The 26415-nt window shown below is 72.2% G+C and carries 20 protein-coding genes and 1 pseudogene; 8 read left to right on the forward strand and 13 right to left on the reverse strand.

Features of this window, described 5'->3' with window-relative positions; all coding sequences use genetic code 11:
- Nucleotides 1-71: 71 nt before the first annotated feature.
- On the forward strand, nt 72-659 hold the full coding sequence (locus ACIRD7_RS27230; protein ID WP_403457710.1) for an ALF repeat-containing protein: 588 nt from the start codon (nt 72-74) through the stop codon (nt 657-659).
- On the opposite strand, the gene ACIRD7_RS27235 is transcribed toward ACIRD7_RS27230, so the two are convergent.
- A complete protein-coding gene (locus ACIRD7_RS27235; RefSeq protein ID WP_403457711.1) occupies nt 656-853 on the reverse strand; it encodes a DUF397 domain-containing protein in 198 nt (65 codons plus the stop codon). The genes ACIRD7_RS27230 and ACIRD7_RS27235 overlap by 4 nt on opposite strands.
- A pseudogene (locus tag ACIRD7_RS27240) lies at nt 831-1684 on the reverse strand (helix-turn-helix domain-containing protein). Before ACIRD7_RS27240 ends, ACIRD7_RS27235 begins: the two are co-directional and overlap by 23 nt.
- Nucleotides 1685-1800: 116 nt before the next feature.
- Between ACIRD7_RS27240 and ACIRD7_RS27245 the strand changes: the two are divergent.
- Both ACIRD7_RS27245 and ACIRD7_RS27250 read left to right on the forward strand, forming a co-directional pair.
- The gene (locus tag ACIRD7_RS27245; RefSeq protein ID WP_403457712.1) at nt 1801-1989 is read left to right on the forward strand and encodes a hypothetical protein; all 189 of its coding nucleotides are present in this window, start codon (nt 1801-1803) and stop codon (nt 1987-1989) included.
- Nucleotides 1986-2363 (forward strand): ATP-binding protein, encoded by a 378-nt coding sequence (locus ACIRD7_RS27250; protein ID WP_383488263.1) that lies wholly within the window; start codon nt 1986-1988, stop codon nt 2361-2363. The genes ACIRD7_RS27245 and ACIRD7_RS27250 overlap by 4 nt, the downstream gene beginning before the upstream one ends.
- Here ACIRD7_RS27250 and ACIRD7_RS27255 read toward each other — a convergent pair.
- On the reverse strand, nt 2360-4804 hold the full coding sequence (locus ACIRD7_RS27255; protein WP_403457713.1) for a hypothetical protein: 2445 nt from the start codon (nt 4802-4804) through the stop codon (nt 2360-2362). The two genes, ACIRD7_RS27250 and ACIRD7_RS27255, sit on opposite strands and share 4 nt — an antisense overlap.
- Before the next feature lie 181 nt (nt 4805-4985).
- Here ACIRD7_RS27255 and ACIRD7_RS27260 point away from each other — a divergent pair, with 181 nt between their 5' ends.
- Together ACIRD7_RS27260 and ACIRD7_RS27265 are read left to right on the forward strand one after the other, a co-directional pair.
- On the forward strand, nt 4986-5204 hold the full coding sequence (locus tag ACIRD7_RS27260) for a hypothetical protein (RefSeq protein WP_030954381.1): 219 nt from the start codon (nt 4986-4988) through the stop codon (nt 5202-5204).
- Nucleotides 5205-5337: 133 nt separating this feature from the next.
- Complete coding sequence (locus ACIRD7_RS27265; RefSeq protein WP_403457715.1) at nt 5338-7095, forward strand: protein kinase; 1758 nt, start codon at nt 5338-5340, stop codon at nt 7093-7095.
- 47 nt (nt 7096-7142) lie between these two features.
- Here the strand turns inward: ACIRD7_RS27265 and purH are convergent, their stop codons facing one another.
- Together purH and purN are read right to left on the reverse strand one after the other, a co-directional pair.
- Nucleotides 7143-8708 carry a bifunctional phosphoribosylaminoimidazolecarboxamide formyltransferase/IMP cyclohydrolase gene (gene purH, locus ACIRD7_RS27270; protein ID WP_403457716.1) on the reverse strand — a complete coding sequence of 522 codons (1566 nt, stop codon included), beginning with the start codon at nt 8706-8708 and terminating at the stop codon, nt 7143-7145.
- Nucleotides 8705-9343, reverse strand: coding sequence for a phosphoribosylglycinamide formyltransferase (purN, locus tag ACIRD7_RS27275; RefSeq protein WP_403457717.1), 639 nt, complete (start codon nt 9341-9343; stop codon nt 8705-8707). The genes purH and purN overlap by 4 nt, the downstream gene beginning before the upstream one ends.
- Nucleotides 9344-9642: 299 nt before the next feature.
- On the opposite strand from purN, the gene ACIRD7_RS27280 reads away from it, so the two are divergent.
- Complete coding sequence (locus ACIRD7_RS27280) at nt 9643-10443, forward strand: hypothetical protein (protein WP_403457718.1); 801 nt, start codon at nt 9643-9645, stop codon at nt 10441-10443.
- Nucleotides 10444-10471: 28 nt separating this feature from the next.
- On the opposite strand, the gene ACIRD7_RS27285 is transcribed toward ACIRD7_RS27280, so the two are convergent.
- Complete coding sequence (locus ACIRD7_RS27285) at nt 10472-12214, reverse strand: DUF6350 family protein (RefSeq protein WP_403457719.1); 1743 nt, start codon at nt 12212-12214, stop codon at nt 10472-10474.
- Nucleotides 12215-12310: 96 nt separating this feature from the next.
- Between ACIRD7_RS27285 and ACIRD7_RS27290 the strand changes: the two genes are divergently transcribed.
- Nucleotides 12311-13150 carry a sigma factor-like helix-turn-helix DNA-binding protein gene (locus ACIRD7_RS27290; protein ID WP_403457720.1) on the forward strand — a complete coding sequence of 280 codons (840 nt, stop codon included), beginning with the start codon at nt 12311-12313 and terminating at the stop codon, nt 13148-13150.
- A 90-nt stretch (nt 13151-13240) separates the two neighbouring features.
- Here the strand turns inward: ACIRD7_RS27290 and sucD are convergent, their stop codons facing one another.
- From sucD to ACIRD7_RS27325, 7 genes are all read right to left on the reverse strand, one after another.
- A complete protein-coding gene (gene sucD / locus ACIRD7_RS27295) occupies nt 13241-14125 on the reverse strand; it encodes a succinate--CoA ligase subunit alpha (RefSeq protein WP_403457721.1) in 885 nt (294 codons plus the stop codon).
- Nucleotides 14126-14152: 27 nt separating this feature from the next.
- A complete protein-coding gene (gene sucC, locus ACIRD7_RS27300; RefSeq protein WP_403457722.1) occupies nt 14153-15331 on the reverse strand; it encodes an ADP-forming succinate--CoA ligase subunit beta in 1179 nt (392 codons plus the stop codon).
- Nucleotides 15332-15823: 492 nt separating this feature from the next.
- Nucleotides 15824-17941, reverse strand: a complete 2118-nt coding sequence (locus ACIRD7_RS27305; RefSeq protein ID WP_403457723.1) for a hypothetical protein — start codon at nt 17939-17941, stop codon at nt 15824-15826.
- Between the two features lie 272 nt (nt 17942-18213).
- Nucleotides 18214-19236, reverse strand: a complete 1023-nt coding sequence (locus ACIRD7_RS27310; protein ID WP_403457724.1) for a hypothetical protein — start codon at nt 19234-19236, stop codon at nt 18214-18216.
- A gap of 250 nt (nt 19237-19486) precedes the next feature.
- Entirely contained in the window at nt 19487-20650 is a 1164-nt protein-coding gene (locus ACIRD7_RS27315) for a VWA domain-containing protein (protein ID WP_403457725.1), read from the reverse strand.
- Nucleotides 20647-23319 (reverse strand): DUF5682 family protein, encoded by a 2673-nt coding sequence (locus tag ACIRD7_RS27320; RefSeq protein WP_403458201.1) that lies wholly within the window; start codon nt 23317-23319, stop codon nt 20647-20649. The genes ACIRD7_RS27315 and ACIRD7_RS27320 overlap by 4 nt, the downstream gene beginning before the upstream one ends.
- A 420-nt stretch (nt 23320-23739) precedes the next feature.
- A complete protein-coding gene (locus tag ACIRD7_RS27325; protein WP_403457726.1) occupies nt 23740-24870 on the reverse strand; it encodes an AAA family ATPase in 1131 nt (376 codons plus the stop codon).
- Between the two features lie 166 nt (nt 24871-25036).
- Here ACIRD7_RS27325 and ACIRD7_RS27330 point away from each other — a divergent pair, with 166 nt between their 5' ends.
- On the forward strand, nt 25037-26392 hold the full coding sequence (locus ACIRD7_RS27330; protein ID WP_403457727.1) for an SWIM zinc finger family protein: 1356 nt from the start codon (nt 25037-25039) through the stop codon (nt 26390-26392).
- Nucleotides 26393-26415 lie beyond the last annotated feature (23 nt).

The following is a 26415-nucleotide window of genomic DNA, read 5'->3' on the forward strand; positions in this document are numbered from 1 at the left end:
TGATCGCGGAAGAGATCGCTGGGAGGATACGAACATCCGCGCATCCCGTGAACAAGGAAGGTCGTTCCTACGTGAGACGCAGCCGTATCGCCCTGACCCTCGTGGCCACCGCCCTGACCCCGGCTCTGCTGCTGGCGACCCCGGCGTTCGCCGCCGGCTCGGCCCCGTCGCCCGCCGCCACCGCGGTGACGGTCTCCGGCGTCGACGAGATGTCCGACGACGACGTCCGCGTCGCGATCATGCGCATCATCGCCGACCCGAACACGGGCAGGGCCGTCTACGCCGCCGCGCAGAAGGCCATGGACGGCACGATCGAGGACCAGCGGTACTTCCTGGAGACGGGACGCTGGACGGCCCAAGCCGAGGACGACCGCGTCGCGATCGCCCGCATCCTCGCCATCGCCGACCCGAAGACCGACCGGGGGGTCATCAGGGAGGCCAACGAGGCGCTCGACGCCAACACGCCGGAAGCCCTGCGCGCGTTCCTGGAGACCGGCTACCGCCTCGCACGGGCCGAGGACGACCGCGTCCGCGTCGCCCGCATCCTGGCCGACCCGACGATCAGCGACGCGCTGCGGGCGGCGGCGGAGGCCGTGATCGACGGAACGCCGGAGGAGTTGCGGTACTTCATCGAGGTCGGGCGGTACGAGGTCGACTAGAGCGACTTGACGAAGAGGGCCCAGGCGCGGGTGGGGAACATCAGCGCCGGGCCCTCTGGGTTTTTGGAGTCGCGGACGGGGGTTATGCCGGGGAGGTTGTCGGCGACCTCCACGCAGTCGGCGCCGTCTCCGTCGCTGTAGCTGCTCTTGCGCCAGGTGGTTGAGCTCAGGTCAATTCCCCTGCTGCGCTTCATGTCTGTAGTTCCTCGCTGCTTCCTCGATCAAGGCCAGGGACGCCTCGGGCGACAGTGCGACGGCCTGAGCAGATCGTACCTACGGCGGTAATCCTTCACGAGGGCCGGAAAGTCGGCGATCTGCCCCTGGAAACTGGCCTCCGTCCACACCAGTGGGGGCGCGTCGGGAAAGGTCATGATCTTGGCCATACCGAACATGAGTGGGTGCACGGCGGTCGTGTCCGGGACGATCTGCAGAACGCTGCTTGTGGACTGGACCACTTCCAGGATGTGCTCCAACTGCTCGGCCATCCCCTCCGGGGAAAGCACGCGCCTACGGACGATCTCCTCACGGAGGATCCCCCAGTAGGTCGGCCGGTCCGCCCGGTCCCACAGCTCCGCCCGCTTCAACCGCGCACGGACAAGCTTCTCGATCCGCTCAGGCGACGGTTGCGAGTCGCCGTGCTGCATGAGACCCCTCATGTACGCCTCGGTCTGAAGAAGACCCGGGACGAGGACGGGCGCCCACTCCTCCAGGGTCTCCGCCGCCTTCTCCAGATCCGGCACGTCGGCGTAGTAGAGCGGATGCCCCTCCCTCCGCGCCTTGGCCGCGTCTTCACATCGTCGCTCGAAGAACCCGTCCGTCCCCAGCCGTTGATCCACATGCCGGGCGAAATCGATCGGCATCCCCCGCTCACCGCGCTCGATCTGGCTGAGGAAGGAGATCCCCCGGAAGCTCCCCTCCACCAACTGTTGAAGCGTCAGCCCGGCTTGCTCCCTCCTGTAGCGCAACTCGGCGCCGTAGAAACAGGCAACACTCGTCGACGCGTCGGGATCCTTCTTCGCGGGCACAACCCACCACCGCCGTTTCTCACTTGCTCGTGCACACACGAAACCCCTTTCACGGTACGCAACTTCACGCCAGCCTGTGAGCGATTCGTCACAGACCGCACACGGAGGCGTACCTCATGCCCGATACCCACCTCGAAGAACTCCGCACCGCGCTGGAAGCGAACGGCATCACGCTCCCCTCCCTCGGTATCGACCTGCCCTCCTTCACCGCGCTGCCCGCACGCCCCCTCATCGCGCTCGGAAACTGCAATCTCGCCACGGCCGAAACGCTGGCCGCCGCCCTCCGCAGGGCGGCCGAACGATGATCGAACCGCTCGTTCTCGAACTGCTCGCCCTCCCCAAGGCCGTACCGGAGGTACGCCGAGCCGTCCGCGATCACCTCGGCGCGCCCTGCCCCGAAGTCCAGCTCTGTGTCAGCGAGTTACTGAGCAATGTGATCACCCACATCGGCGAGGCCACCCCGGTCACCGTCCGCCTGTTCCTCACCCCGGACGGCCGCACCCGCCTGGAGGTGACCGACCCCCTGCCCTACTCGTGGCTCGTCCTGCGCAACCCGGCCCTCGACGAGGAGTCCGGACGCGGTCTGCTGCTCCTCGAAGCCATCGCCCTCCGCTGGGGCGTCGAGCAGAACGCCCACGGCAAGACCGTCTGGTGCGAGCCTCCGGTTCCGGGACCCTAGGTCCAGAAGACGGTTCCCCGCTCGCCGCTCACCGCCAGGACCGAGGAGTCCGGAGAGAACGCCACGGCGAAGACCGGGCCGTTGCATTCGGTGAGCGGCTCGCCGACGGGTGCCAGGGTGTCCCGGTCCCACAACTGGACGAAGCCGTCGTCGCCGCCGGCGACAGCGAGGAGACGACCGTCCGGGGAGAACGCCACGGCGAAGACCGGGCCGGTGCGTGGGAGGGGATCGCCCACCGGCTTGCCGCTGTGTGGATCCCACAGCCGCAAGGCGTCCGGTCCTCCGGTGGCGAGCAGACCGCCGTCGGGAGAGAACGCCACCCAGTAGGTGCCGTCCCCATTGCGGGTCAGGAGCTCACCGCTCGCCGGTCGGGTTGCCGCGTCCCACAGCCGCACCGCGCCGGGCCCGCCCATCGCGAGGAGGCGACCGTCCGGCGAGAACGCCACCGAATTGACCGCGTCGTAGTGACTGAGACGTTCGCCGACCGGGGTGTGCGTGGCCTGGTCCGCTAGCCGCACACCGTGTCTGTCGCCGCTGGCCAGCAGGGCGCCGTCCGGAGAGAAGGCCAGGGCGTGGACGGTGCCGTTGTGGGGGATTGGGTCGCCGACCGGCGTGCGGGTGCAGGCGTCCCACAGCTGGACCATGCCGTTGGCGCCGCTTGCCAGGAGCCGACCGTCCGGAGAGAACGCCAACGACGAGACGGTGCCGCTGTGTCCGGTCATCGGGTCTGCGATCGGGCGACGGGTGGCCAGGTCCCACAGCAGCACGCCTTCGGCACCGCCGGTCGCGAACAAGGCACCGTCCGGAGCGAACGCCACGGCTCGCACCAAGAAGTACGTGTCGTCGAGCAACCCGATACTAGCCGCGGATCCACGGTGCATCGCGCCCACCACCATCCGCGCGGCGAGCGAGGAGGGCGCCGCCGCGGGGCGTGCCGGTCGGCTGCCGGTCGCCCGCCGCCAGAGCCGAACCCTGCCGTTCTTACTGCCGGCGGCGAGTCGACGGCCGTCCGCGGAGAACGTCACCGAGACGACTGCGGAGTCGTCAGCGGAGTAGTCCGCGATGAGAGGGTCGCCGATCGGAGTGTGGGTTCCCGGGTCCCACAGCCGCACGGTGCCGTCGTCGACACCGACCGCGAGGTGTCCGTGTGGAGAGAACGCCACGGAGAAGACCGGACTCTTGTGTTCCAGGGGCTCGCCGACCGTCTCACCGGTCGCCACGTCCCACAGCCATACGGTGTGGTCACTGCCGCCGACGGCGAGGAGACGTCCGTCCGGGGAGAAGGCGACCGAGGAGACCGTGCCTTCGCGTCCGACCAGGGGTTCTCCGACCATGGCGAAGGTCGATGCGTCCCACAGCCTCACAATGCCGTCGTTACCGCCGGTGGCGAGTAGGCGACCGCCCGGGTTGAACTCGATAGAGGACACCGCGTCGTGATGCGCGTCGAAGACTTCACCGACGGATTCTCGGGTAGCCGCGGCCCACTGGCGCATGGTGCCGTCGGCTCCCCCGGTGAGGAGATGGCGCCCGTTGGGCGAGAACGCCATGCAGCGGACCGTGCTCGTATGCATGAGCGGTTCACCGACCAGGGTGCGAGTGGACGGGTCCCACTGGTGCACGGAACGCTTGTCGTCACCGACGGCAACCAGGCTTCCGTCCGGCGAGAAGGCAAGCGAGAGGACCGAGGTGTAGGAGCCGGGTGCGGGGAGGGGTTCACCGACGGGGAGGACCCTGGACGAATCCCACAGCCGTACGCTCCCGGAAAGGCCACTGTTCCCGCCCACCGCGATCAGGCCGCTGACCGGGGAGAACACCACGGAACAGACCCGGCGGTGCGTGGCGAAGGGCATGCCCATCGGCACGTACCGAACGTCCCCGATGGGCGCGTCATAGTACGGGTCTTCGGCGGTTTCGCGGGGCTGGACGATGAAAAGCCGCTCGGTGTGCACAGGCGGCGGAGCGGATTCGGGCTCGGACTCGATCTCGTGCTCGATCGCGGGCTCGGTCTCGGGGGCCGGACTACTCTCGTGATCCAGCTGCGGCGGTTCGACCGGCGGCAACGGTTCCCGGGTCTGCCGGGCCGGTTCGGGTCGGGCGCGTCTGGGCCGTAGCGCGATCAGACGCTTGCCGTTCGAACGCCATGGCTCCAGAGCCTTTGAAGTGTGATGCGGCGCGGGACACTCCTGCCCGTACTGGTCCCAGGACATCAGAGTCCGCACGAGCAGCATCAACCGGTCGATGCCGATGTGTCTGCCTCTGAACGCGTCGCTCAGCGTCGCCTTGGGCAGCGATTTGCGGAACAAGACCAGGGCGCGCTCATCGATGACGCGGTAGGACTTCTCTCCCCGGTCCGCGCGCAGCTCTCGCAGCGCCCGCCCCTGCGCCTCCAATGCCTTGTCGTACGCGTTCTCGTCATGCTGTCCGCTCTGGCGCTCATCCATGGTGTCGGGCCCCCTCGTACTGTGCTGGGCAGGGTAGAGGGACCGCGGCCGAACGGCACCGAACTTCAGCGAACAGACCCGAACCGGGCCTCGGACGGAGGCGGTTCGGCCGAACGCTGATCTCGAATGACTTCGTTCGACCAGCTCAAGCCATGGCACCGGGCAGGTCCACAGTCGATGCATGACGAACACCCAGAACCAGCAGTCCGCCAACGGACCCGCATCCGAACCGCCGTTCCTGTCCCTTCACACCGCCGTCGTCCTGCTCGCCGCGCTGGCGATCGGTCTCGCCATCGGCGTCCTGACAGCGTTCACCGGCGTGCCCGGTGCGGCCGCAGTCATCGCCGGGCTGACCACGACCGGCGCGAGCATCCCCGTCCTGCGCTCCCTCATCCGTTGACGGTCATCACGGCGGGGTGCCACCGCCCGTACGTGAGTGCACCACGTACGGGCGGACGTCGTGAGCGGTAGCCTTTCGTCAACTTGTGTGACGCGAGCGCACGTTGTGAGAAGGCAGCACATCGGGGGAACCCATGTCAGACGAACGGCCGACGCCGCCGCGCCCTCCGGCGTCCGAGGGCGCCGCATTGCAGCAGGCTGGGGCGAGTCCGCTGGGGTCCAGGGAACCGGGGCGGATCGGACCCTACATCCCCCTCGGCCTGCTCGGCAGCGGCGGTATGGGCCACGTCTACCTCGCCCGCCCCTCCGACGGCTCCCCCGGTCTCGCCGCCGTGAAGGTGATCCGGCCCGAGTACGCCGAGGACTCCCGGTTCCGGCGGCGTTTCGAGCGGGAGGCGGCCGTGCACGGCCAGGTGCACACCCCGCGCACGCCAAACCTCCTCGGCACCGGCTTCGACGACTCGCTGCTGTGGATGGCGACCCAGTACCTGCCGGGACTGAACCTCGCCGAGGCGGTCCGCGAGTGCGGCAGGCTGGAGCGCGGAGGCGTGTGGCGGCTGGTCGCGGAGATGGGGCAGGCGCTGTCGGCGCTGGCCGCCGCCGATGTCGTACACCGCGATCTCAAGCCGTCCAACGTGATCCTCTCCCTCCAGGGCGTGCACGTCATCGACTTCGGCATCGCCCAGGCCGCCGACAGCAGCGCGATCACCTCGACCGGGAGCCGGGTCGGCACCCCCGCGTTCATGGCGCCCGAGTACCTGCGCGAGGGCCGCTGCGACACCGCCTCGGACGTCTTCTCGCTCGCCGGGAGCCTGATCTACGCCGCCACCGGGCACGCCCCGTTCGGCGACGGAACGGGCGTCGACGTGATGCACCGGGTCGCCTTCGAGGAGCCCAAGCAGGAGATCATGGCCGAACTCGCGGCCGTGGACCCGGCGTTGGGCTCGCTCCTGGCCGCCTGCCTCGCCAAGGACCCGGCCGGCCGCCCCACGCCTCGGCAGCTCATCGAGGCCGCGACGGCCGCCGGACACCGTCACGGCGGGGAGGTCGTCTGGCACGAGCCGCTGGGCGCCCGGCTGCTCGCCCGGCGGCAGGCCTGCGACGTACTGGAGCAGGTCGCCGTGCACGAGACCGTCCAGTTGCGCACGCCGATCCAGCGGCCCGCGCCCTCCGGCCCCGGGTTCACCCCGCCGGCACCGCCCTCCTGGCAGCAGGCCGCCCCCGCCCCTGACGAAGCCGGCGGCCGCAGGAAGAGGAAGGCGTTGCTCGCCGTCGTGGCCGGGCTCGCCGTGTGTGCCGTGGCCGCGGGCGCCTACTTCGTCACCCGCCCGTCCCTCGACGAGACGGCCTCGGCCGCCCCGACGGCGGTCGGCAGTACGACCCCCGCCGAGAAGGGGGCCTCCGCCCCGCCCAGTTCGTCGGCCTCTCCCAGCGGCGAGAAGAAGAAGGATCCGAGCCCTCGGGAGTCGGCCCCCACGCCGTCGGCCAGCTCGGACACGGCATCCGGCGGCGACGCGGGCGGCCCTCGGGCCACCACCCCGGCCGGCCAGGTCACCGCCACCTCCGGCGGTAACGGGGGCGGTGGGGGCAGCACCCCGACCGCCACCCCCACCAAGACGGCGCCCACCACACCCGCGACCCCGCCCTGGATCACCCAGTGCACCTACTACTCGGGCACCGAGCTCACCGTGCGCGGCAACACGGGACAGCGCGTGGTCCAGGTGCAGTGCATGCTCACCCAGCGCGGCTACAGCGTCGGCGCCTCGGGCGTCGACGGGGAGTTCGGCGACGCGACGCTGGCCGCCGTGAAGCAGTTCCAGAGCGCCAAGGGCCTTGAGGTGGACGGCGAAGTGGGCCCCAACACCTGGGCGGCGCTGCGCAGTTCGACGTAGGAGTCGAATCCGCGCGGCGCCGCCCGGGTCGGGTTCTTCCGTTCGCGTCAGTGGAAGAAGTGGCGCGTCCCGGTGAAGTACATCGTGACGCCGGCCTTCTTCGCGGCCTCCACGACCAGCTCGTCACGGACCGAACCGCCCGGCTGGACCACGGCCTTGACGCCGGCCTCGGTCAGGATCTCCAGGCCGTCGGGGAAGGGGAAGAAGGCGTCGGACGCGGCGTACGAACCCCGCGCGCGCTCGGCACCGGCCCGCTCCACCGCCAGCTTCGCGGAGTCGACGCGGTTGACCTGGCCCATGCCGACGCCGACCGAGGCGCCGTCCTTGGCGAGGAGGATCGCGTTGGACTTGACGGCCCGGCACGCCTTCCAGGCGAAGGCGAGCTCGGCCAGCTCCTCGGCGGACAGGGCCTCGCCCGTCGCGAGGGTCCAGTTGGCCGGGTCGTCGCCGTCGGCCTGGAGGCGGTCGGTGACCTGGAGGAGGGCGCCGCCGTCGATGGGCTTGATCTCGACGGGGTTGGCGGGCGCGGCGGGAGCCTTGAGGACGCGGATGTTCTTCTTCTTGGCGAGGGCCTCGAGGGCGCCGTCCTCGTAGTCGGGCGCGACGATGACCTCGGTGAAGATCTCGGCGACCTGCTCCGCCATCTCCTTGCTGACCGGGCGGTTGACGGCGATCACACCGCCGAACGCCGACAGCGGGTCACAGGCGTGCGCCTTGCGGTGCGCCTCGGCGACGTCCGCGCCGACCGCGATGCCGCAGGGGTTGGCGTGCTTGATGATCGCGACGGCCGGCTCGGCGTGGTCGTACGCGGCACGGCGCGCGGCGTCCGTGTCCGTGTAGTTGTTGTACGACATCTCCTTGCCGTGCAGCTGCTCGGCCTGCGCGAGACCGCTGCCGCTGCCGTCCACGTAGAGGGCGGCCGGCTGGTGCGGGTTCTCGCCGTAGCGGAGGGTGTTCTCGCGCTCCCAGGTGGCGCCGAGGAAGTCGGGGAACCGAGAGTCGTCGACCGGGGCGTAGGAGGACGCGAACCAGCTCGCCACCGCCACGTCGTAGGCCGCCGTGTGCTGGAAGGCCTCGGCCGCGAGCCGCTTGCGGGTGGTGAGGTCGAAGCCGCCGTCGCGGACGGCCGCGAGGACGTCGGCGTAGCGGTCCGGGCTGGTCACGACCGCCACGGACGGGTGGTTCTTCGCGGCGGCCCGCACCATCGACGGACCGCCGATGTCGATCTGCTCGACACACTCGTCGGGCGTGGCGCCGGAGGCGACGGTCTCGCGGAACGGGTAGAGGTTGACGACGACCAGGTCGAACGGCTCGACACCCAGCTCGGCGAGCTGCTCGCGGTGGCTGTCCAGGCGCAGGTCGGCGAGGATACCCGCGTGCACGCGCGGGTGCAGCGTCTTGACGCGGCCGTCCAGGCACTCGGGGAACCCGGTGAGCTCCTCGACCTTGGTGACCGGGACACCGGCGGCGGCGATCCTCGCGGCCGTGGAACCGGTGGAGACGAGCTCGACGCCCGCCTCGTGCAGGCCGCGCGCGAGGTCTTCCAGACCGGTCTTGTCGTAGACGCTGACGAGCGCCCGTCGAATGGCCCGCTTGTTGCTCTCGGCGGTCACTGGATAACTACCTTTCGTCCCTCAATGTGATAGCCGTTGCGGGCGAGCCGCCCCACGACCTCGACGAGCAGCCTTCGCTCGACTTCCTTGATGCGCTCGTGCAGAGCGCTCTCGTCGTCCTCGTTGCGGACCTCGACCACGCCCTGCGCGATGATCGGCCCGGTGTCGACGCCGTCGTCGACGAAGTGGACGGTGCAGCCGGTGACCTTGGCGCCGTACGCGAGGGCGTCACGGACGCCGTGGGCGCCGGGAAAACTGGGGAGCAGTGCCGGGTGGGTGTTGACGAACCGGCCGCCGAAGCGCGCGAGGAACTCCTTGCCCACGATCTTCATGAACCCGGCGGAGACGACGAGGTCGGGCTCGTGGGCGGAGACCGCCTCGGCGAGGGCCGCGTCCCACTCGTCGCGGGTGTCGTAGTCCTTGACCTTCCGCACGAAGGTCGGCAGCCCGGCGCGCTCGGCCCGCGCCAGCCCCTCGATGTTCTCCCGGTCGGCGCCGACGGCCACGATCTCGGCGCCGTATCCCTCGGGACCGGCGGCGGCGATCTCGTCGAGGAGCGCCTGAAGGTTGGTGCCGGATCCGGAGACCAGCACGACGAGGCGCTTGGCACGCTCGGCCACGGGCATGGCGGCCACGGTGGGGCCCTTTCTCGGGGGTGCGTTTCTTCGTGCGGCCGGTGCTTTGTATTTCACCCTGTCCGTACGTTTTGTATATTCGTACGAATGCATCGCGCCCCGCGATACGGGGAAGTCTACGAAGCGGCCGACCGTCAGCAACGATACCGGCACTCCCGACGGCCCCCACGGGACGGGGGCGTGGCCGGAAGGTAGCGTCTGGGGGGAGCTGGCCCGGGAACGCGGTTGTGGTGCGGTGCGTTCATGAGGTGACAGCTCATGTCGGATCAGTCGTTCACCAAGGGGAAGACGCTCACTTGATGCCGGACCGCAGCTTGCGACTCCTCACGCTCCCCCCGCAGCCCCTGCCGGGAGGGCACAGCGGCGTGCTGCTGCGGGAGCGCCCCACCTCGCCGCCCGACGCCCCCTCCGGCGGGCAGCCCGGCGACCAGCAGGGCGGCGACGGCCGGAGGCAGGACGACAAGCAGGACGACAACCCCTTCGCGCCGCCCCCGGAGGGCACCCCTGACCGGCCGTGGCAGCCGCGCCGCCCGTCGGGCGAGGACGACTCCCGGGGATCCGACGAGGGCGGCGGGCGCTCGCCGTGGGGCAACCAGTGGAGCGACCGCCAGCCGGGCCGCTCCCAGGGCGGCTTCGGCGACAACCCCCGGCGCGGCCAGGACGGCCCCGGGGGCGGCGGCCAGAGCACCGGCGGCATGCGCTGGGACCCCACCGACCCCGCCCAGCGCCGGGCTCGCTACGCACTGCTGTCCGGGATGTGGGCCTTCTTCTTCGCCCTGTTCAGCTGGCCGTACGTGGCGCTGCCGCTGGGCGTGCTGGCCCTCTACTGGGGCATCAGCAGCCTGCGCGCCAAGCCCCGCACCCCCGACCCGGACAACCCGGCCCCGCAGAACTCCGGCCGCCCCCAGACGACGGCGGCGGTGAGTGGTCTGGTCACGGCGTCCCTCGCCATCGCGGTCGTAGCGGCCGGGTTCGCGGCGCAGGTGGTCTACAGCGACTACTACACCTGCCGCAGCGACGCCCTCACGAACGAGGCGCAGCAGGCGTGCAAGGAGCATCTGCCGAAGGAGCTGCGTGGGGTTCTGGGCGCGGAGAGCTGAGGCTCTGACGGTCTCCGGTTCGCCTGGGTCAGGGGGTGGCGGTCGGCGGCTTCGGCTCTGGTTCGCGCTCGGTGTCCGGTGACCCGGTGTCGGTCGCGGTCTGCGGGTCTGGTGTTTTCTGCTCGTCCGCCCGTGGGGGGCGTACATCCGTCTCCTCCGACGACTCCGCCTCGCCCTCCTTCACCTTTTCGTCGTCGCTCCAGGAGGCCGGCGGGGGCTCCGGCGGCGGGGCGTCGGGCGAGAAGCCCTCCGGCTCGAAGGTCGTGTCGTGGTCGTACGCCCCGTACGGAACGACCTCGCCGTGCCCCCCGGGCAGCGGCTCCTGAACACGGTTCTCGCCGTCCCCCGGCTCCTCCGCGCCCTCCTTCTCGGCCACCCGGGGCTTACCGATCCGCGTCCCCTGCGGCGCGCTCACCGCCACCACCCGGCGCGCCCGCGTCCCGCTCACCGAGCCCGGCAGGTCCCCCTGACCCGCCCAGCACCGGAAGCCCCGCGCCAGCAGCGCGACGGGCACGGCCACCACCGCGACCCACACCAGCGCCGCCGCGGCGGTCTGCCACCACACCGGCCCGAACCGCGCGAGCGCGCCCACCCCCAGCGGCCCGCCCGACAGCGTCGCCAGCGCGGCGACGGCGACCGCGCAGAACCCGGCGGCCAGCACGGCGGTCACGGCCGTCCGCGCGGGGGCCCACGTCACCACGGGCGCCTCCGCCTCCACTTGAGCCCCCTCGCCCCACCGTGCCGCGAACAAGCCCACGACCACCCCCGCCAGAAGCGGCACCGCACCGACCGCCCACCACGGCGGCCCCGCCGCCCCCGCCTCCGGTACCGCCTCCAGCAGCGGGAACGGCGGCAGCATCGGCGCCGGGGACGAGGAGAACGGGCCCACGGCATGCCCGGCGCCGAGCAGGAACCCCGGCCCGAGGGCGTACGACGCCGCCCACATCGCCGCGTTCGGGACGAGGGACGCGCACAGCAGCAGGACCGCGAGCCGTCCCGACCACCCGTCCGTCAGTTCCAGGAACGACCCCCGCACCGCCACGCCGTGCCACACCAGCGCCACGCCCACCAGCAGCGCCCCGCCGCCGGCGAGCGCGCCGACCCCGGCCCCCGCCGCCCGCGCCGCGGTGGCGACCCGGGCGCGGCCCTCCACGCCGGGCACCAGCCGCCGTACGCGTGCCGGCAGCACGACCAGCAGGCCGTCGACCACCTCGGGCCGCCGCTCGCACGCCGCCCACACCCCCACCCCCGCCGCGACCATGGCGACCAGGGGCACCCGCACCACCGTCCACATCCACGCGGGCCGCAGTTCACCGCCCGCCGCGTAGAGCGCGGCGCAGAAGCCGACCCCGAGGTATCCGAGGACGACGCCCGCCCATGCCGTACGGATCGACACCAGCGGCACCCCCTCGCCCCCGTCGGCGGCGGCGTCCCGGGCCGCCCGGTGCACCAGCCACGCCGGTAGCGCGAGCAGCAGCAACGGGGTGACACCGACCGGCGCGGGGACGCCGGAGAGGGTGTCCATACGGACCAGTTCGGCGCCGTGCGCCAGCAGCCACAGCACGGCGGCGATCCGCAGCGCGCCGCCGGGTCCGCCGTCCGCGTACGGCGAGCTGATCCACAGCGCGATCACCATCACGGCGAACACACCGAGCCCCAGCCCCGCCGCCACCGCACCGCTGAAGAGACTGGCGCCCAGGCCGGGCGTTCGACGGTGAAGGCGCATGAGCAGGGGCGTTCGACGAGCGGTCATCTCGATCACGCACGCCATGCTCCCAACGACACGCGCTTTTCCGGCGTAACGGGCGAACCCCCGAAGTGTCGCTCAATATATGTTTATGTACTTTTTCGGACAAAGGAGTGTCCGGTGACACAGGGTCAGGTGGAAGGCGTCGGCGTACCCGAGGGCCGGCTCACCCCCGCCCAGGCCTTCGACGCGCTCTACGCCTTCAGCGCCCCCTCCCTCGTACGGCAGACCTATCTGCTCTGCGGGCGCCGCGAACTCGCCCGTGAGTCGGTCGAGCGGGCCTTCCAACTCGCCTGGCAGCGCTGGCCGGAGGTGGCCCGCGACCGGGATCCCGCGGGCTGGGTGCGGGCGACGGCGTACGACTTCGCCCTCTCCCCCTGGCATCGGTTCCGCCCCCGCTACCGGCACCCCGAATCGCCGCCCTCCGACGCCTCCGACCGTGCCCTGCTGGCCGCACTCCTCCAACTGCCGCCACCGCAGCGCCGTACGCTCGTCCTCTACGACGGTGTCGGCCTCGACCTGCCCGAGACGGCGGCCGAGACGGAGGCGAGCACTCCGGCCGCCGCCAACCGCCTGCTGCACGCCCGCACCGCGGTCGCCGCCCGACTGCCCGATCTGTCCGACCCCGCCGTACTCCACGACCGGCTGGCCGAACTGGCCGCCACGGAGCGCCTGCGCGCGGCCAAGCCGACGACGGTCCGCGAGGGCAGCGAACGCCGGGCACGCTTCTGGACGCGGGCGGCGATCGCCTTCACGGTGGCCCTCATCGGCACGACGGCCCTGACGCTGCGCACCGCCCCCACCCGGTACGAGCCCCCGGTGCCGTCGGGGTCCACGGTGCGGGGCGTGCCGCCCCGGATGGCGCCGGGGCCGCTGTCCGAGCGGGAGCTGGAGCTGCGCGCGAAGCTGCGGGAGGACTCGCGGCACGGGCCGCAGCGGCTCGCGCCGCAGCCGCTGTGAGCGTGCGCACCGGACGGGGAGAACGCCGGTGGGCCCGCCCCCATGCCGGGAACGGGCCCACCAACGATCAGCCGAATGCCGCGAGTGCGGTCAGCCGCCCAGGATCTCGCGCGCGAGCTTGGCCGTCTCGGTCGGCGTCTTGCCGACCTTGACGCCCGCGGCCTCCAGGGCCTCCTTCTTCGCCTGCGCCGTACCGGACGAACCGGAGACGATGGCACCCGCGTGGCCCATGGTCTTGCCCTCGGGCGCGGTGAAGCCCGCGACGTAACCGACGACCGGCTTGGTCACGTTCTTCGCGATGAAGTCCGCGGCCCGCTCCTCGGCGTCGCCACCGATCTCACCGATCATGACGATCAGGTCGGTGTCGGGGTCGGCCTCGAACGCGGCGAGCGCGTCGATGTGCGTGGTGCCGATGATCGGGTCGCCACCGATGCCGACGGCGGTCGAGAAGCCGATGTCACGCAGCTCGTACATCATCTGGTACGTCAGCGTGCCGGACTTCGAGACCAGACCGATGCGGCCCGGCTTGGTGATGTCGCCCGGGATGATGCCGACGTTCGACTGACCCGGGGTGATGATGCCGGGGCAGTTCGGGCCGATGATCCGGGTCTTGTTGCCCTTCTTGCCCGCGTACGCCCAGAAGTTCGCGGAGTCGTGCACCGCGATGCCCTCGGTGATCACGACGGCCAGCGGGATCTCGGCGTCGATGGCCTCGATGACCGCGTCCTTGGTGAACTTCTCCGGCACGAAGATGACGGAGACGTTGGCGCCGGTCTTCTCGATGGCCTCCTTGACGGTCCCGAAGACGGGTACCTCGGTGCCGTCGAAGTCCACGGTCTGACCCGCCTTGCGCGGGTTCACGCCGCCCACGACCTCGGTGCCGTCACCGAGCATGAGCTTGGTGTGCTTCATGCCCGTGGCGCCGGTCATGCCCTGGACGATGACCTTGCTGTCCTTGTTGAGCCAGATAGCCATGGTGTTTGGTGTCCTCGTCCTGAGTGCTTACTTGGCGGCGTGGGCCAGCTCGGCGGCCTTGTCGGCCGCGCCGTCCATGGTGTCGACGCGCTGGACCAGCGGGTGGCCTGCGTCGGTGAGGATCTGCCGGCCGAGCTCGGCGTTGTTGCCGTCGAGGCGGACGACGAGCGGCTTGGTGACGTTCTCGCCGCGGTCCTCGAGGAGCTTCAGGGCCTGGACGATGCCGTTGGCGACCTCGTCGCAGGCGGTGATGCCACCGAAGACGTTGACGAAGACGGACTTGACGTCCGGGTCGCCGAGGATGATCTCCAGACCGTTGGCCATGACCTGGGCGGAGGCGCCACCGCCGATGTCCAGGAAGTTGGCCGGCTTGACGTTGCCGTGCTTCTCACCGGCGTACGCGACGACGTCCAGGGTGCTCATGACGAGACCCGCGCCGTTGCCGATGATGCCGACCTCGCCGTCGAGCTTGACGTAGTTGAGGTTCTTCTCCTTGGCGGCGGCCTCGAGCGGGTTGGCCGCGGCCTTGTCGTGCAGCTCGTCCCAGTCGTGGCGGAACTCGGCGTTGTCGTCGAGCGACACCTTGCCGTCCAGGGCGAGGACGTCACCGGAGGCGACCTTCGCGAGCGGGTTGACCTCGACGAGGAGGGCGTCCGACTTGATGAAGGTGTCCCACAGCGTGATGAGGACGTTCACGACCTTGTCGGCGACCTCGGCCGGGAACTTCGCGGCCTCGACGATCTCGCGGGCCTTGGCCTCGTCCACGCCGTCGATGGCGTCGATCGCGATCTTCGCGACGGCCTCCGGGCGGGTGGCCGCCACCTCCTCGATCTCCATGCCGCCCTCGACGGAGGCGATGGAGAGGAAGGTGCGGTTGGCACGGTCGAGGAGGAAGGAGACGTAGTACTCCTCGACGATCTCGGGCGCGGTCTCGGCGATCATCACCTTGTGGACCGTGTGGCCCTTGATGTCCATGCCGAGGATGTCCGTCGCGCGGGCTACGGCCTCGTCCGGGGTCGCGGCCAGCTTGACGCCGCCGGCCTTGCCACGGCCGCCGACCTTCACCTGCGCCTTGACGACGGACTTGCCACCGAGGCGCTCAGTGGCTGCGCGGGCCGCCTCAGGCGTGTCGATGACTTCACCGGCCAGCACCGGTACATCGTGCTTGGCGAAGAGGTCCCTCGCCTGGTACTCGAACAGGTCCACGCGCTTCCGTCCCTATCAGTGATCTCGCGGTTCGTTGGATGCGTGGGCGTGCCGCGAGGGCAACGTGACGTCCGCCGTCTGTCACAGGGGAGGCGCACACGGTGTCCGAGCGCGCGGCATGTCCGTCTCGCAGGTTATCGCTGCTTGCGGAGGGCCCCTAAATCGAGGGTCACACCTGAGCGGTGATACCTGTCACATGATGCCGCGACCGGCAGGGATCACTGGCACGGCGTGCCGACTGTGAGGTGCCGGCACGGGACGAGGGAGGGACCTCACCGGGTTGGGGTTGACCCGGTGAGGTCCCTTGAACAGCCCGAAAGGGGCACGAATGGGCCGCCCCTGTGGGCTCCGGCCGGATGATCCCCACCCCAATGGGGGGCACCCGGCCCGTCCGCGAAGCTCCGGCCGGATCGGCCGACGGATTTCGGCCGTCCGGAGCCGTCTGCCACGCGGCGCCTGTCGGTCGCCACGCCTGCCGTGGCGAGGGGTGCGTCAGGCGCGGTAGGCGCCGCCGTCGTGGAGGTCCTGCGCGTAACCCGGCGTGACCGACTGGGCGACGTGCCGCACGCCAGTGGTGGCGTTGCCGGTCAGCGGGCCGGCCGAGTCCCGGACCGTCCAGGTCAGCTCGTCGGCGAAGGGCGCGACCTCGCCCGCGACGCCGTACGCGAAGGGGCCGACCTCGCCGACGACACCGCCCGCGAACGGCTCGACATCACCGGTGACGCCGTACGCCAGCGTCGCCGCACCGCCTCCGACGCCGTCCACAACCGGCCGCACGGTGTCCACGACGGGCTGTGCGACGCCGTACGCGAACGGCTGCACCTCCTCGGCGACGCCCCCGGCGAAGCCGACGGCCTGCCCGCTCACACCGTGCGCCAAGGGGTCGACGTGACCGACGACACCGTCCGCGAAGGGCCGGACCTCGCCCGTGACGCCGTACGCCAGCGCGCCCGCGTCGTGGCCGGCCTGCCCGGCGACCGGCACGACACCGTGCACGGCGGTGCCGGCGACGGGCGGCAGGACGCTGCCGGTGGCGTCCGCGGTGACCTGGCCGACCAGACCCGTGGCGTACGCGGGTACGTCGGTGGCGACCCCGTGGACGACCGGGTGCACGTCGGCGACGGCGCCGGAGGCCACGGGCCGGACGTCGGCGACGGCGCCGGAGGCGAGGTGCTGGACGTCGCCGACCGTGCCGTGCGCCACGGGCGGCACCTCCCCCACGGCCCAGCCGACGACCGGCTGGCCCCCCTCGACCGCACCGGTGGCCACGGGCCGCACACCCTCGACTGCCCCGGTGGCCACGGGCTGGACGTCGGCGACCACGCCGTACGCCAGCGCGGTCGCGGCGCCGGCCGTGTGCCCGGCGGTCCGCTCGACTCCGGCCACGGCACCCCCGGCGACCGGAAGGACGCCGTCCACCGCCTCTCCGACGACCGGACGCACACCGCCCACCGCGCCGAAGGCCACCGACTGGACGCTGTCCACCGCCTGAGCGGCGACCGGGTTCGCCCCGGCCACGGCATGACCGGCGGCGGGGACGGCACCGTCGAGGGCATGCCCGGCGACCGGCCCGACGCCCCCGACAACGCCCCCGGCCACGGGCAGCACCCCGGCCACGGCCTCGGCGGCGAACGGCGGGACGACCGCGTCGGCGGTCTGCTGGACGACCGGGGTGACGGTGCCGGGGACGGCGGCGACCGTGCCGACGACCCGCTGCTCCACACCGCCGACCGTGCCGGTGACGTGGCTCGGGACGGCGGCGACAGAGGCCTCGGCGGCCGCGGTCACGGCGGTGGCCCGGGCCGTGGCGGCGGACTTGGCGCCCGCCGCCGTGTCCCCGGCCTCGCCGCCGGCGTGGCCGACGACGGCACCCGCCCCGGCCGCGGTACGCCCCGCGCCGGCGACGGCGTACTGCGCCTTCGTCCGTACGACACCCTCGACGCCCTGCGCCTGCGCACGGGCCGCCGCCTGGGTCCCCTGCACCTTCGTCTGCGCGGCTGCGAGCGCCTGCTCCAGCTCGGGGGCGAAGGCGGCGAGGGGGCCGAAGAGGTAGTCGATGGTGCCGGGGTGGTGCGGCGTGTGCGGGGTGGGCAGGGTGGCCGCCGCGTCGTGCACGTCGGTGGTGGTGGCCGTGACGGTGGCGCTGACACCGGCCCCGGCCTGCGCGGCGGCCTTGCCGGTGCGAGCGGCCTTGGCGCCCTGGATGGCCTGGGCCGCGCCCTTCGACTTGGTCGTGACCTTCGCGTCGACGTAGCGGCGAGCCTGGTCGGCGGTGTTCGTGGACACGTGCTTGGCCGTTCCTGTGGTGGCGCCGACCGTGTCGGTTGCGGTGGCGGTCGCCTGGCCGGTTGTCTGGTCCGTGACGCCGTCGGTGACGCCGGAGAGGGTGTCCGTCACGCCGGAGACGACTCCGTTGACGGTGTCGGTGACGCCGCCGAGGAGACCCGGGGCGTCGGCGCTCTCGGCCGCCTCGGTCGCGTCGGTGGCCGTGTCCGGTGCGGACAGGGTGGAGGCGGGCAGCTCGTCCGCACTGGCGGCGGTCGAACCCAGCGCCCAGGCGCCGGTGACACCGGCGGCTATGACGATCGAACGGCGGATGTTCTTGTTCATGCGTGCGTCGGATCCCTAGATCTTGGGGCTCCGAAGGCCCCCGGAGCTCGCAGAGGCGAAGTGCTCCGGGACTTCGGACGGTTGGGGACATTCCGGCGCCGATTGCGGTCGCGGTCCGGGGAGTCGAGGACCAGCGGGACCTGGTACGGCGCCGGCGGCTTCCGTCCGGGGGATGTCCGGGGACATCCGGGAACTGGGGGGTCCGGACGGGCGGGCAGACCTGTTTCCGCCCCCGCGCGGCAGGTCTACGGCGGGGAGGCCGGCCTGGTCGCCTATGCGGGGGAAACCGGGATGTCCCGGTGCCTGTCCTTGATCTCGTCCGCGTCCGCACGAACGGCGGCACCGGCCACCAGCCCCCACGACACCCGCCGGTTCAACGAGACCGCGTGCGCGTCCCCGTGCCTCGGGGTACCGCTGTCACCGGCCGCGTGACCGCCCACCGCACCGCCCGGGTGCTCGGTCGGCGCCTGGCCGCCGGGGGCATAACGAGTGGGCGAGGTGCGGTGCTTGTGGCCGACGGCTGGGGAGTGCGCCGCGGTGACGTCGGTGATGTAACGGGGGCCGTGGGAGCGGGCGTCCACCGTGCCGGTACGCCCCTTGTCGCCGTGTCCGTCGGTCGGCGAGGTCCCGTCCGGCGCTGATGCCGAGCCCGGCTGCGGTGTCCCGGTGACGGGGGCCGGCAGCGTGTGGCCGGGCAGTGCGGGGAGGTCTGCGCTTGGCAGGTCTGCGCTTGGCAGGTCGGGGAGGCCGGGGAGGTTGGGGAAAGCGGGGAGGCCGGGTGCTGTCGGCAGTGCGGGCGCCGCCGTCAGCGGCGGCACCTTCGCCTGCACTTGGGCCAGCCCCTCGACGAGCCCCTCGGACACGGTCCGCACGACCTCATCGACCGGCTGGACGAATTGGGGGGCGGGTTGGGGTGCCTGGTACTGGGGCTCTCGGTGCTGGGGCTCCTGGTGCTGGGGCTCCTGGTGCTGGGGCTCCTCGACCTGCGGAGCGGCGTCCTGCCGAGGCCGGTCTTGAGCGGCTGTGTCATCGGTGGCCGGAATCCCAGGATCGGCCGACGGAGCCGGCCTGTCCGGCACGGTCAGGAGCCGCGACGACACGGTCGAGGCAACCGGGACAGCCGAACCGGACGGCGCCTCCACCGACACCCCGTCCGCCGCATACGCCCGCTCCCCGCAGAGGAGCCCGATCGCGAACAAACCACCCAACACGAGCGCCAGTCGCAGCGCACGCCGCCCGGCCGCGATGCGCAGGACGCGCACGGCGGCACCAGGCATGGTGGCTGACCGGGTCAAGGCGGGGTGGTCCTCCCGTGCGGCGGAACGAAGTACACGTGACGCGACGAGTCGGCTGGACGCGGTACGACGGGCGGCGCGAGGGGCGCACCGCAGATGAGGCATCGATCCTTGCACGCCCCTCCTGCGGTCGCGCAAGCCCCCCGCTACCGATGGGTACTCATGTCCGTTTTGCTGGCCGAAGCCGGTCGTCACCAGGTCGACAAATCACCAGCGGATCCTCGGCAGCGGCGCCCGTCCCGGCCCCGCCTCACACCGTGTCCGGCACCGGGATCGGCCGCTTCTCGATGGCCGCCGCCATCACCTCCGGAAACAGATCGGGCGTGCACGCGAAAGCCGGTGCCCCCAACGCGGCGAGCGCGGCGGCGTGGTCCCGGTCGTAGGCCGGCGCCCCCTCGTCCGACAGCGCCAGCAGCGCCACGAACTGCACCCCCGACGCCTTCATCGCCGCGACCCGCTTCAGCATCTCGTTCCGTATGCCTCCCTCGTACAGGTCGCTGATCAGCACAACCACCGTCTCGGCGGGCCGGGTGATCTGCGACTGGCAGTACGCGAGCGCCCGGTTGATGTCCGTACCACCGCCGAGCTGCGTGCCGAACAGCACATCGACCGGATCGTCGAGCTGGTCGGTGAGGTCGACGACCGCCGTGTCGAAGACCACGAGCCGCGTGTTGATCGACCGCATGGAGGCCAGCACCGCCCCGAACACCGACGCGTACACCACGGACGCCGCCATCGACCCCGACTGGTCGATGCAGAGGATGACCTCCTTCTTCACGGACTGCGAGGCCCGGCCGTACCCGATCAGCCGCTCCGGCACGACCGTCCCGTACTCCGGCAGGTAATGCTTGAGGTTGGCCGCGATGGTGCGGTTCCAGTCGATGTCGTGGTGACGTGGCCGGTTGATACGGGCGCTGCGGTCCAGCGCGCCGGTGAGCGTGGCCCGGGTGCGGGTGGCGAGCCGCTTCTCCAAGTCCTCGACGACCTTGCGCACGACGGCCCGTGCCGTCTCCTTCGTGGTCTCCGGCATCGCCCGGTTGAGCGAGAGCAGCGTGCCCACGAGGTGGACGTCCGCCTCCACCGCCTCCAGCATCTCCGGCTCCAGCAGCAGCGCGGACAGCCCGAGCCGGTCGATGGCGTCGCGCTGCATGACCTGCACGACGGAGGACGGGAAGTACGTCCGGATGTCCCCGAGCCATCGCGCCACGGACGGTGCCGACGCCCCGAGCCCCGCCGAACGGTCCTTCCCCGACTGTCCCTTGTCCTTCTTCCCGTAGAGCGCGGTGAGCGCCCCGTCCATCGCGGCGTCCTTCCCGGACAGCGCGCACCCGGTGCCGTCGGCGTCGTCCCCGCCGAGCACCATCCGCCACCGCCGCAGCCGCTCCCGCGCCGGGTCCGTCACTTCGCCGGTCATCGGCACGCTCCCTCTCGAGGCCGCTCCCACAACGGGATCACCGGCACGGTCGTCGTCCCGGGCCGGCCGCCCTGCGCCGCACCCCCACCCGACTGCCGCACAACGCCCACGCCCACGCCCACCCCCACAAGGTCGTTGTCCGCAGGGCCGCCGCTCCCGCCGCCCACTTCCGCCGCCACCCTGGGCGGCCCGTCGTCCAGCCCCAACAGCAGCCGCACCACCGGCAGTACGGCGTCCGCCCGCTCGGCATCGAGCTCCGCCGCGAAACCGGGTATGCCCGCACCGCCGCCCCCGGCGCTCACCCGCTGCCCCGGCCCGCGCCGGACCAGCTCGCCCAGGGTCCGCCGCACTCCCGTCTCGTACGCCGAGAACGTCCGCCGCAGCAGCGGCAGCACGTCCGTGAACGCCTCCGCCGACACTCCCGTCAGCCATGCGTCGACCAACCCGAGCAGCCGCTCGTCGTGCACGAGCAGCATCCCGCCGCCCGAACCGCCTCCGACGAACCCCTCGATCCACGCGGCCGCGTCCGCCGGTGGCGTCCCCGGCGACAACGCGAGCCCCATCAAACGCGCCGCCGCGTCCTGCGCCAACTCCCCGTCATCCAGCAACAGCCGCACGGCCCGCCCTCTGATGACGCCCGGCACGGTGTCCCGCCCGGACAGCACCCGAAGCACCAGATGCCAGCGCTTGCGCAGGTCACCGTGCCCGAGCGCGGGCGAGTCGGCGCCCCCACCCGAAGCCCCGCCCTCCTCCGAGGAGTCCTCGCCCGGGGCATGCCCCCCGGCAACGGCGCCCTCATCGCTCACCTCCGGCCGTCCACCCCGCTCCCCCGGAGTCACCACGTCCCTCAGCATCCCCACCGCCCCATGGACCGCGTCCACATGACGCCGCATCTCCTCCGCAGCGTCCGCGTCCAGCGCGGCGCAGGCCGGGGGCAGGCCGACGAAGACGCGCTCGGCGAGGCCGGCGGCGACCTCCGCGAGCGCACCGGTGTCCGTGCCGCGCACATCGCCGTAGCGCAGGGAGCGGACCAGCGCGGGGAGGGCCTGGGCGAGATGGCCGACGTCGGCGTCGAGAGCGGCCCGGTCGGCGAGAATCCGCATCACCGTGGGCAGCGCGTCCGGCAGTTCGGCCAGGAGGCACTGTTCGGCGAGTGCGGTGACGTCGGCGAGACCCTGCGCGCCCACCGCGTCGGCCTCCGCCTTGGCGGTCGTCGCCGCGTACACGGTGGTTCCCCACACCCCGGCCTCGGCGATCCGCACCGCCAGCTCGGGCTCCCACCGCAGCCGCCAGGTCTCCCGGAACGTCCCCGTGCTCCCCCGCGACGCCACCGGCTCGCCCCACTCCACGCGAAGCAGCCGCAGCTGGTGCAGCAGCCTGCTGCGCTCGGCGTCGTTCTCCTTGCGCAGGTCGAGCTCCAACTCACGCTCCAGCGCTTCGGGCTTGAGCCGCAACCGGCGCTGGATCCGGTCGAGGTCCCGCTGCAACGGCACCGCCGGCGCCGAGGGCGGCACCTCCCCCAGCACGTCCCCCACGACCAGCCGGTCCCGCACCAGCGCCAACGGCACGTCCGAGCCGTCGCACATCACGGCCCGCACCGCGTCGGTCGTCTCGCTCAGTCCGGGCAACGGGCGTCCGCGCATCGCGGCGAGCGTCTCCGCGAGCCGCACCGCCTCGATGACGTGTGCCGAGGAGACGATCCGGTCCTCGTCCCGCAGCAGCCCGGCCACCTTGGTCAGCCATCGCTCGACGGGCCGGTCCGGTGCGCTGAAGAGGTGGCCGTACCACCCCGGCGAGTCGATTCCCGCCCCGTACCCGCTGGCCCGGGCCAGCCGGCGGTGCGTCCACGGCACCCAGGTCATGTCGGCCTTGACCTTCGCCAGCCCCTTCAGCAGCGCCTTGTCGGCGCCCACCGTGCTCTTCTGCCGCAGCGCGGGCACATGCCACGCCCCGCACACCACGGCCACGTCGTCCCCGAACTCCCGCTGCGCGGCCCGCAACTGGAGCCGCATATGGGCCTCCCGCACGAGATCCCGGTCATGCCCCCCGCTCCCGTACGCCTCCCGCAACGCCCCCATGGCCTCTTCGAGCCCGAGGAACGGCGTGAACGCGTCGCCGTCCCCCACCCCCCGGTGCTCGACGACGTCCTCCCACCACCGCTCGGGATCGTCGTAACCTGCGACATCGGCGAGCACGGCGAGGGGATCGAGCCGCACGGCAGCGCGCGGATCACTCGCCTCGGCGGGGCCGTCGTCAGCGGCGTCGGTGTCGGCATCGAGCGCGGCCTCGTCCTCTTTCCCCCATGCCAGCGTGTGCGTGGCCGGAAGGTCGATGAAACGCGCCGGTACCTGGTGCTCCACGGCCCAGCGGATCGCGACCCACTCCGGGGAGAACTCGGCGAGCGGCCAGAAGGCCGAGCGGCCGGGCTCGTCCACGGCGTGGGCGAGGAGGGCGACCGGCGGTCGCATGGTCTCGTCGCCGGCGAGTGGGATCAGGGCATCGGCCTCGGGCGGCCCTTCGATCAGCACGGTCCGCGGCTGGGCGGCGTTCAAGGCGGCCCGCACGGCCCGCGCCGACCCGGGCCCGTGGTGCCGTACGCCGAGCAGCAGCGGTCCCGCCGGCTTGGCCGCCGCCGAGACGTCCGGGCTGCCGGGAACGCCCGCCTCCAGGCCCCCGTTCAGTGTCCCGTCCACGCCTGTCACACCCTCCCCCTCGATCCCAACTGTCCGCTGCCGCCACCAGTCACACCGTCGCGCTCGCCCCACGCCCTACGCACCAGGCCACCCCTCACAGCACGCCCCCTCTCTCCCGGATCCACCGGACGCATCCACCGACTCCCCCGCCGGACGCCGCCTCCGCGCCCCCTCCCGACCACACCGCGACCAGGAGAGGGCCCCTGGCCTCACCATCCCGGTCCCAGCCTCACCATCCCGGTCCCGGCGTCATCCGTCCCTCACGGCCCGCCCAGCTGGAAAGGGACTCGGCGGCGACCCGGAGGACGCCCCCTCGACGTCATGGCCCCTCGGCCACCGATCCGCTACCGGACTTCGATCCGCCGTTCGGGCGGCCCCACCCCAGGTCGTCCTCGTTCACGCGCTCACCTCCCGGCAGGCGCGATAGAAGTCGGTCCAGCCGTCCCGCTCGCGCACGACCGCCTCCAGGTACTCCTGCCAGATGACGCGGTCCGCCGCCGGGTCGCGGACGACGGCGCCGAGGATGCCCGCGGCGACATCACCGGGACGCAGCAGCCCGTCGCCGAAGTGGGCCGCCAGGGCGAGTCCGTTGGTGACGACGGAGATCGCCTCGGCCGTCGACAGCGTGCCGCTCGGCGACTTCAGCTTCGTACGGCCGTCGGACGTCACGCCGTCGCGCAGCTCACGGAAGACCGTGACGACCCGGCGGATCTCGTCGATGCCCTCGGGCACGGCCGGCAGGTCGAGGGAACGGCCGATCTGGTCGACTCGGCGGGAGACGATGTCCACCTCGGCCTCGACGCTCTCCGGCAGCGGCAGCACCACGGTGTTGAAGCGGCGGCGCAGGGCGCTGGAAAGGTCGTTGACGCCGCGGTCGCGGTCGTTGGCCGTGGCGATCAGGTTGAAGCCGCGGACCGCCTGCACCTCCTGCCCCAACTCCGGTATCGGCAGGGTCTTCTCCGACAGGATCGTGATCAGCGTGTCCTGCACGTCGGCCGGGATACGGGTCAGCTCCTCGACGCGTGCCGTCATCCCCTCCGCCATGGCCCGCATCACGGGGCTGGGCACGAGGGCGTCCCGGCTGGGGCCGTGCGCGAGCAACTGCGCGTAGTTCCAGCCGTACCGGATCGCCTCCTCCGGTGTGCCGGCCGTGCCCTGCACCAGCAGCGTGGAGTCGCCGCTGACCGCCGCGGCCAGGTGCTCGGAGACCCAGGTCTTCGCGGTGCCGGGCACACCGAGCAGGAGCAGGGCGCGGTCGGTGGCGAGCGTGGTCACGGCCACCTCGACCAGACGGCGCGGTCCCACGTACTTCGGTGTGATCACGGTGCCGTCCGGCAGTGTGCCGCCGAGCAGGTAGGTGGCGACGGCCCACGGCGACAGCTTCCAGCGCGCCGGGCGCGGACGGTCGTCCTGCGCCGCCAGCGCCGCGAGTTCATGGGCGAAGGCATTCTCGGCATGCGGTCGCAACGCCTCGGTCGGCTCGGTCTCCCCCGCTTCAACGGGCGTCGCTTCTACGGACACAGGCATGGCAAAGTCCCCCTCCAGCTCGGCCGGTTCAGCCGTTTCGGATCTGGCATCCACGTTGCACCACGCCACTGACAACGCGTTCCGACCTGCGCAAACGCCCTCGCGAGACCGTGCACGGGTTCGCCGCCGGGGCCGATTGTCAGTGGTGGGATCTACCTTCGATGTCATGACTCAGCAGGGGGTGCGCTGGACCGTGGACCAGGTGCTGGCGCTGGCGCCTGACGCCGCGTCACGCAAAGCGGGAAGCAAACTCGGCGCGGCGGGGCCGTGGTCCGAGGCGGGAAGTGCCGACGAAGGGACGGTGTGGGGGCTGTGCAAGGGCAGTGGCAGCAAGCCGTATCAGACGGTCATCGACCTCGCGGACGCGGCGGGGCCCGCGTACAAGTGCAGCTGCCCCAGCCGGAAGTTCCCGTGCAAACACGCGCTGGGGCTGCTGCTGCTCTGGGCGGGCGAGGACGGCGCGGTGACGGCGGGGCACCCGCCGGACTGGGCGGAGCAGTGGATAAAGGGGAGAAGGCAGCGCGCCGAGGAGAAGCGGACGACGGGCCCCTCCGGCTCCCCGGCCGGGTCCGCTGATCCGGAGGCGGCACGCCGCAGGGCGGAGCGCCGGGCCGTCCGGGTCACCGCGGGGGCGACCGAGCTGGAGCAGCGTCTGGCGGACCTGCTGCGCGGCGGCCTGGCCGGCGCCGAGCAGGCGGGGTACGGGCTGTGGGAGGAGACAGCGGCCCGCATGGTCGACGCCCAGGCCCCGGGACTGGCCGCGCGGGTGCGGGAGTTGGGGGCGATCCCGGCATCCGGCCCCGGCTGGCCGATGCGCCTGCTGGAGGAGTGCGCCCTGCTCCACCTCCTCGACCAGGGCTGGCTGCGCCGCGAGGGCCTGCCCGACGGCCTGGCGGACACGGTCCGCTCCCGCATCGGCCTGCCCGCCTCGGCCGACGGCCCGACGGTGCGGGACCACTGGCTGGTCCTCGCCCAGTACGACACGGCCGACGTGAAGCTGACGACACGCCGGATATGGCTGCACGGCGCCGAATCGGGCCGCACGGCACTGCTCCTCTCTTATGGCGCCGCCGGCCGCGCGCCGGAGCTGACGCTGCCGGTCGGGCTGGCCCTGGAGGCGGAGGTGGCGGCGTACCCGGGCTCCGGTCAGCTGCGCGCGGCCCTGGGCGAGCAGTTCGCGCCGCCCGCGCCCTCGGCCATACGGCCACCGGGCATGACGACGGCCGAGGCGACCGCGCGGTACGGCAAGGCGCTCCGTGACGATCCATGGCTGGACTCCGTCCCGGTGACCCTGGACAGGGTCGTACCGACGCCGGACGACGACTCATGGCAGCTCGCGGACGCCGACGCGGACACGGCCCTCCCACTCACCCCGGCCGCCCGTGCCCGTCCCGGCCTGTGGCGCCTGGTCGCCCTGTCGGGCGGTGCGCCGGTCAGGGTCTTCGGCGAGTGCGGCCATCGCGGCTTCACCCCGCTGACGGCCTGGCCGGAGGGGACGGGAGAGGCCGTACAGCTCTGCTGAGCGACGCGCTCAGCCACCGGGCA

Source organism: Streptomyces sp. NPDC093568, from assembly GCF_044764945.1.
GTDB lineage: Bacteria > Actinomycetota > Actinomycetes > Streptomycetales > Streptomycetaceae > Streptomyces.

Coding starts and splice junctions, on each gene's coding strand:
- ACIRD7_RS27235 (WP_403457711.1), bottom strand. CDS start 853: ATGAAGCGCAGCAGGGGAATTGACCTGAGCTCAACCACCTGGCGCAAG.
- ACIRD7_RS27245 (WP_403457712.1), top strand. CDS start 1,801: ATGCCCGATACCCACCTCGAAGAACTCCGCACCGCGCTGGAAGCGAAC.
- ACIRD7_RS27250 (WP_383488263.1), top strand. CDS start 1,986: ATGATCGAACCGCTCGTTCTCGAACTGCTCGCCCTCCCCAAGGCCGTA.
- ACIRD7_RS27255 (WP_403457713.1), bottom strand. CDS start 4,804: ATGGATGAGCGCCAGAGCGGACAGCATGACGAGAACGCGTACGACAAG.
- ACIRD7_RS27260 (WP_030954381.1), top strand. CDS start 4,986: ATGACGAACACCCAGAACCAGCAGTCCGCCAACGGACCCGCATCCGAA.
- ACIRD7_RS27265 (WP_403457715.1), top strand. CDS start 5,338: ATGTCAGACGAACGGCCGACGCCGCCGCGCCCTCCGGCGTCCGAGGGC.
- ACIRD7_RS27280 (WP_403457718.1), top strand. CDS start 9,643: ATGCCGGACCGCAGCTTGCGACTCCTCACGCTCCCCCCGCAGCCCCTG.
- ACIRD7_RS27285 (WP_403457719.1), bottom strand. CDS start 12,214: ATGGCGTGCGTGATCGAGATGACCGCTCGTCGAACGCCCCTGCTCATG.
- sucD (WP_403457721.1), bottom strand. CDS start 14,125: ATGGCTATCTGGCTCAACAAGGACAGCAAGGTCATCGTCCAGGGCATG.
- ACIRD7_RS27305 (WP_403457723.1), bottom strand. CDS start 17,941: ATGAACAAGAACATCCGCCGTTCGATCGTCATAGCCGCCGGTGTCACC.
- ACIRD7_RS27315 (WP_403457725.1), bottom strand. CDS start 20,650: ATGACCGGCGAAGTGACGGACCCGGCGCGGGAGCGGCTGCGGCGGTGG.
- ACIRD7_RS27325 (WP_403457726.1), bottom strand. CDS start 24,870: ATGCCTGTGTCCGTAGAAGCGACGCCCGTTGAAGCGGGGGAGACCGAG.
- ACIRD7_RS27330 (WP_403457727.1), top strand. CDS start 25,037: ATGACTCAGCAGGGGGTGCGCTGGACCGTGGACCAGGTGCTGGCGCTG.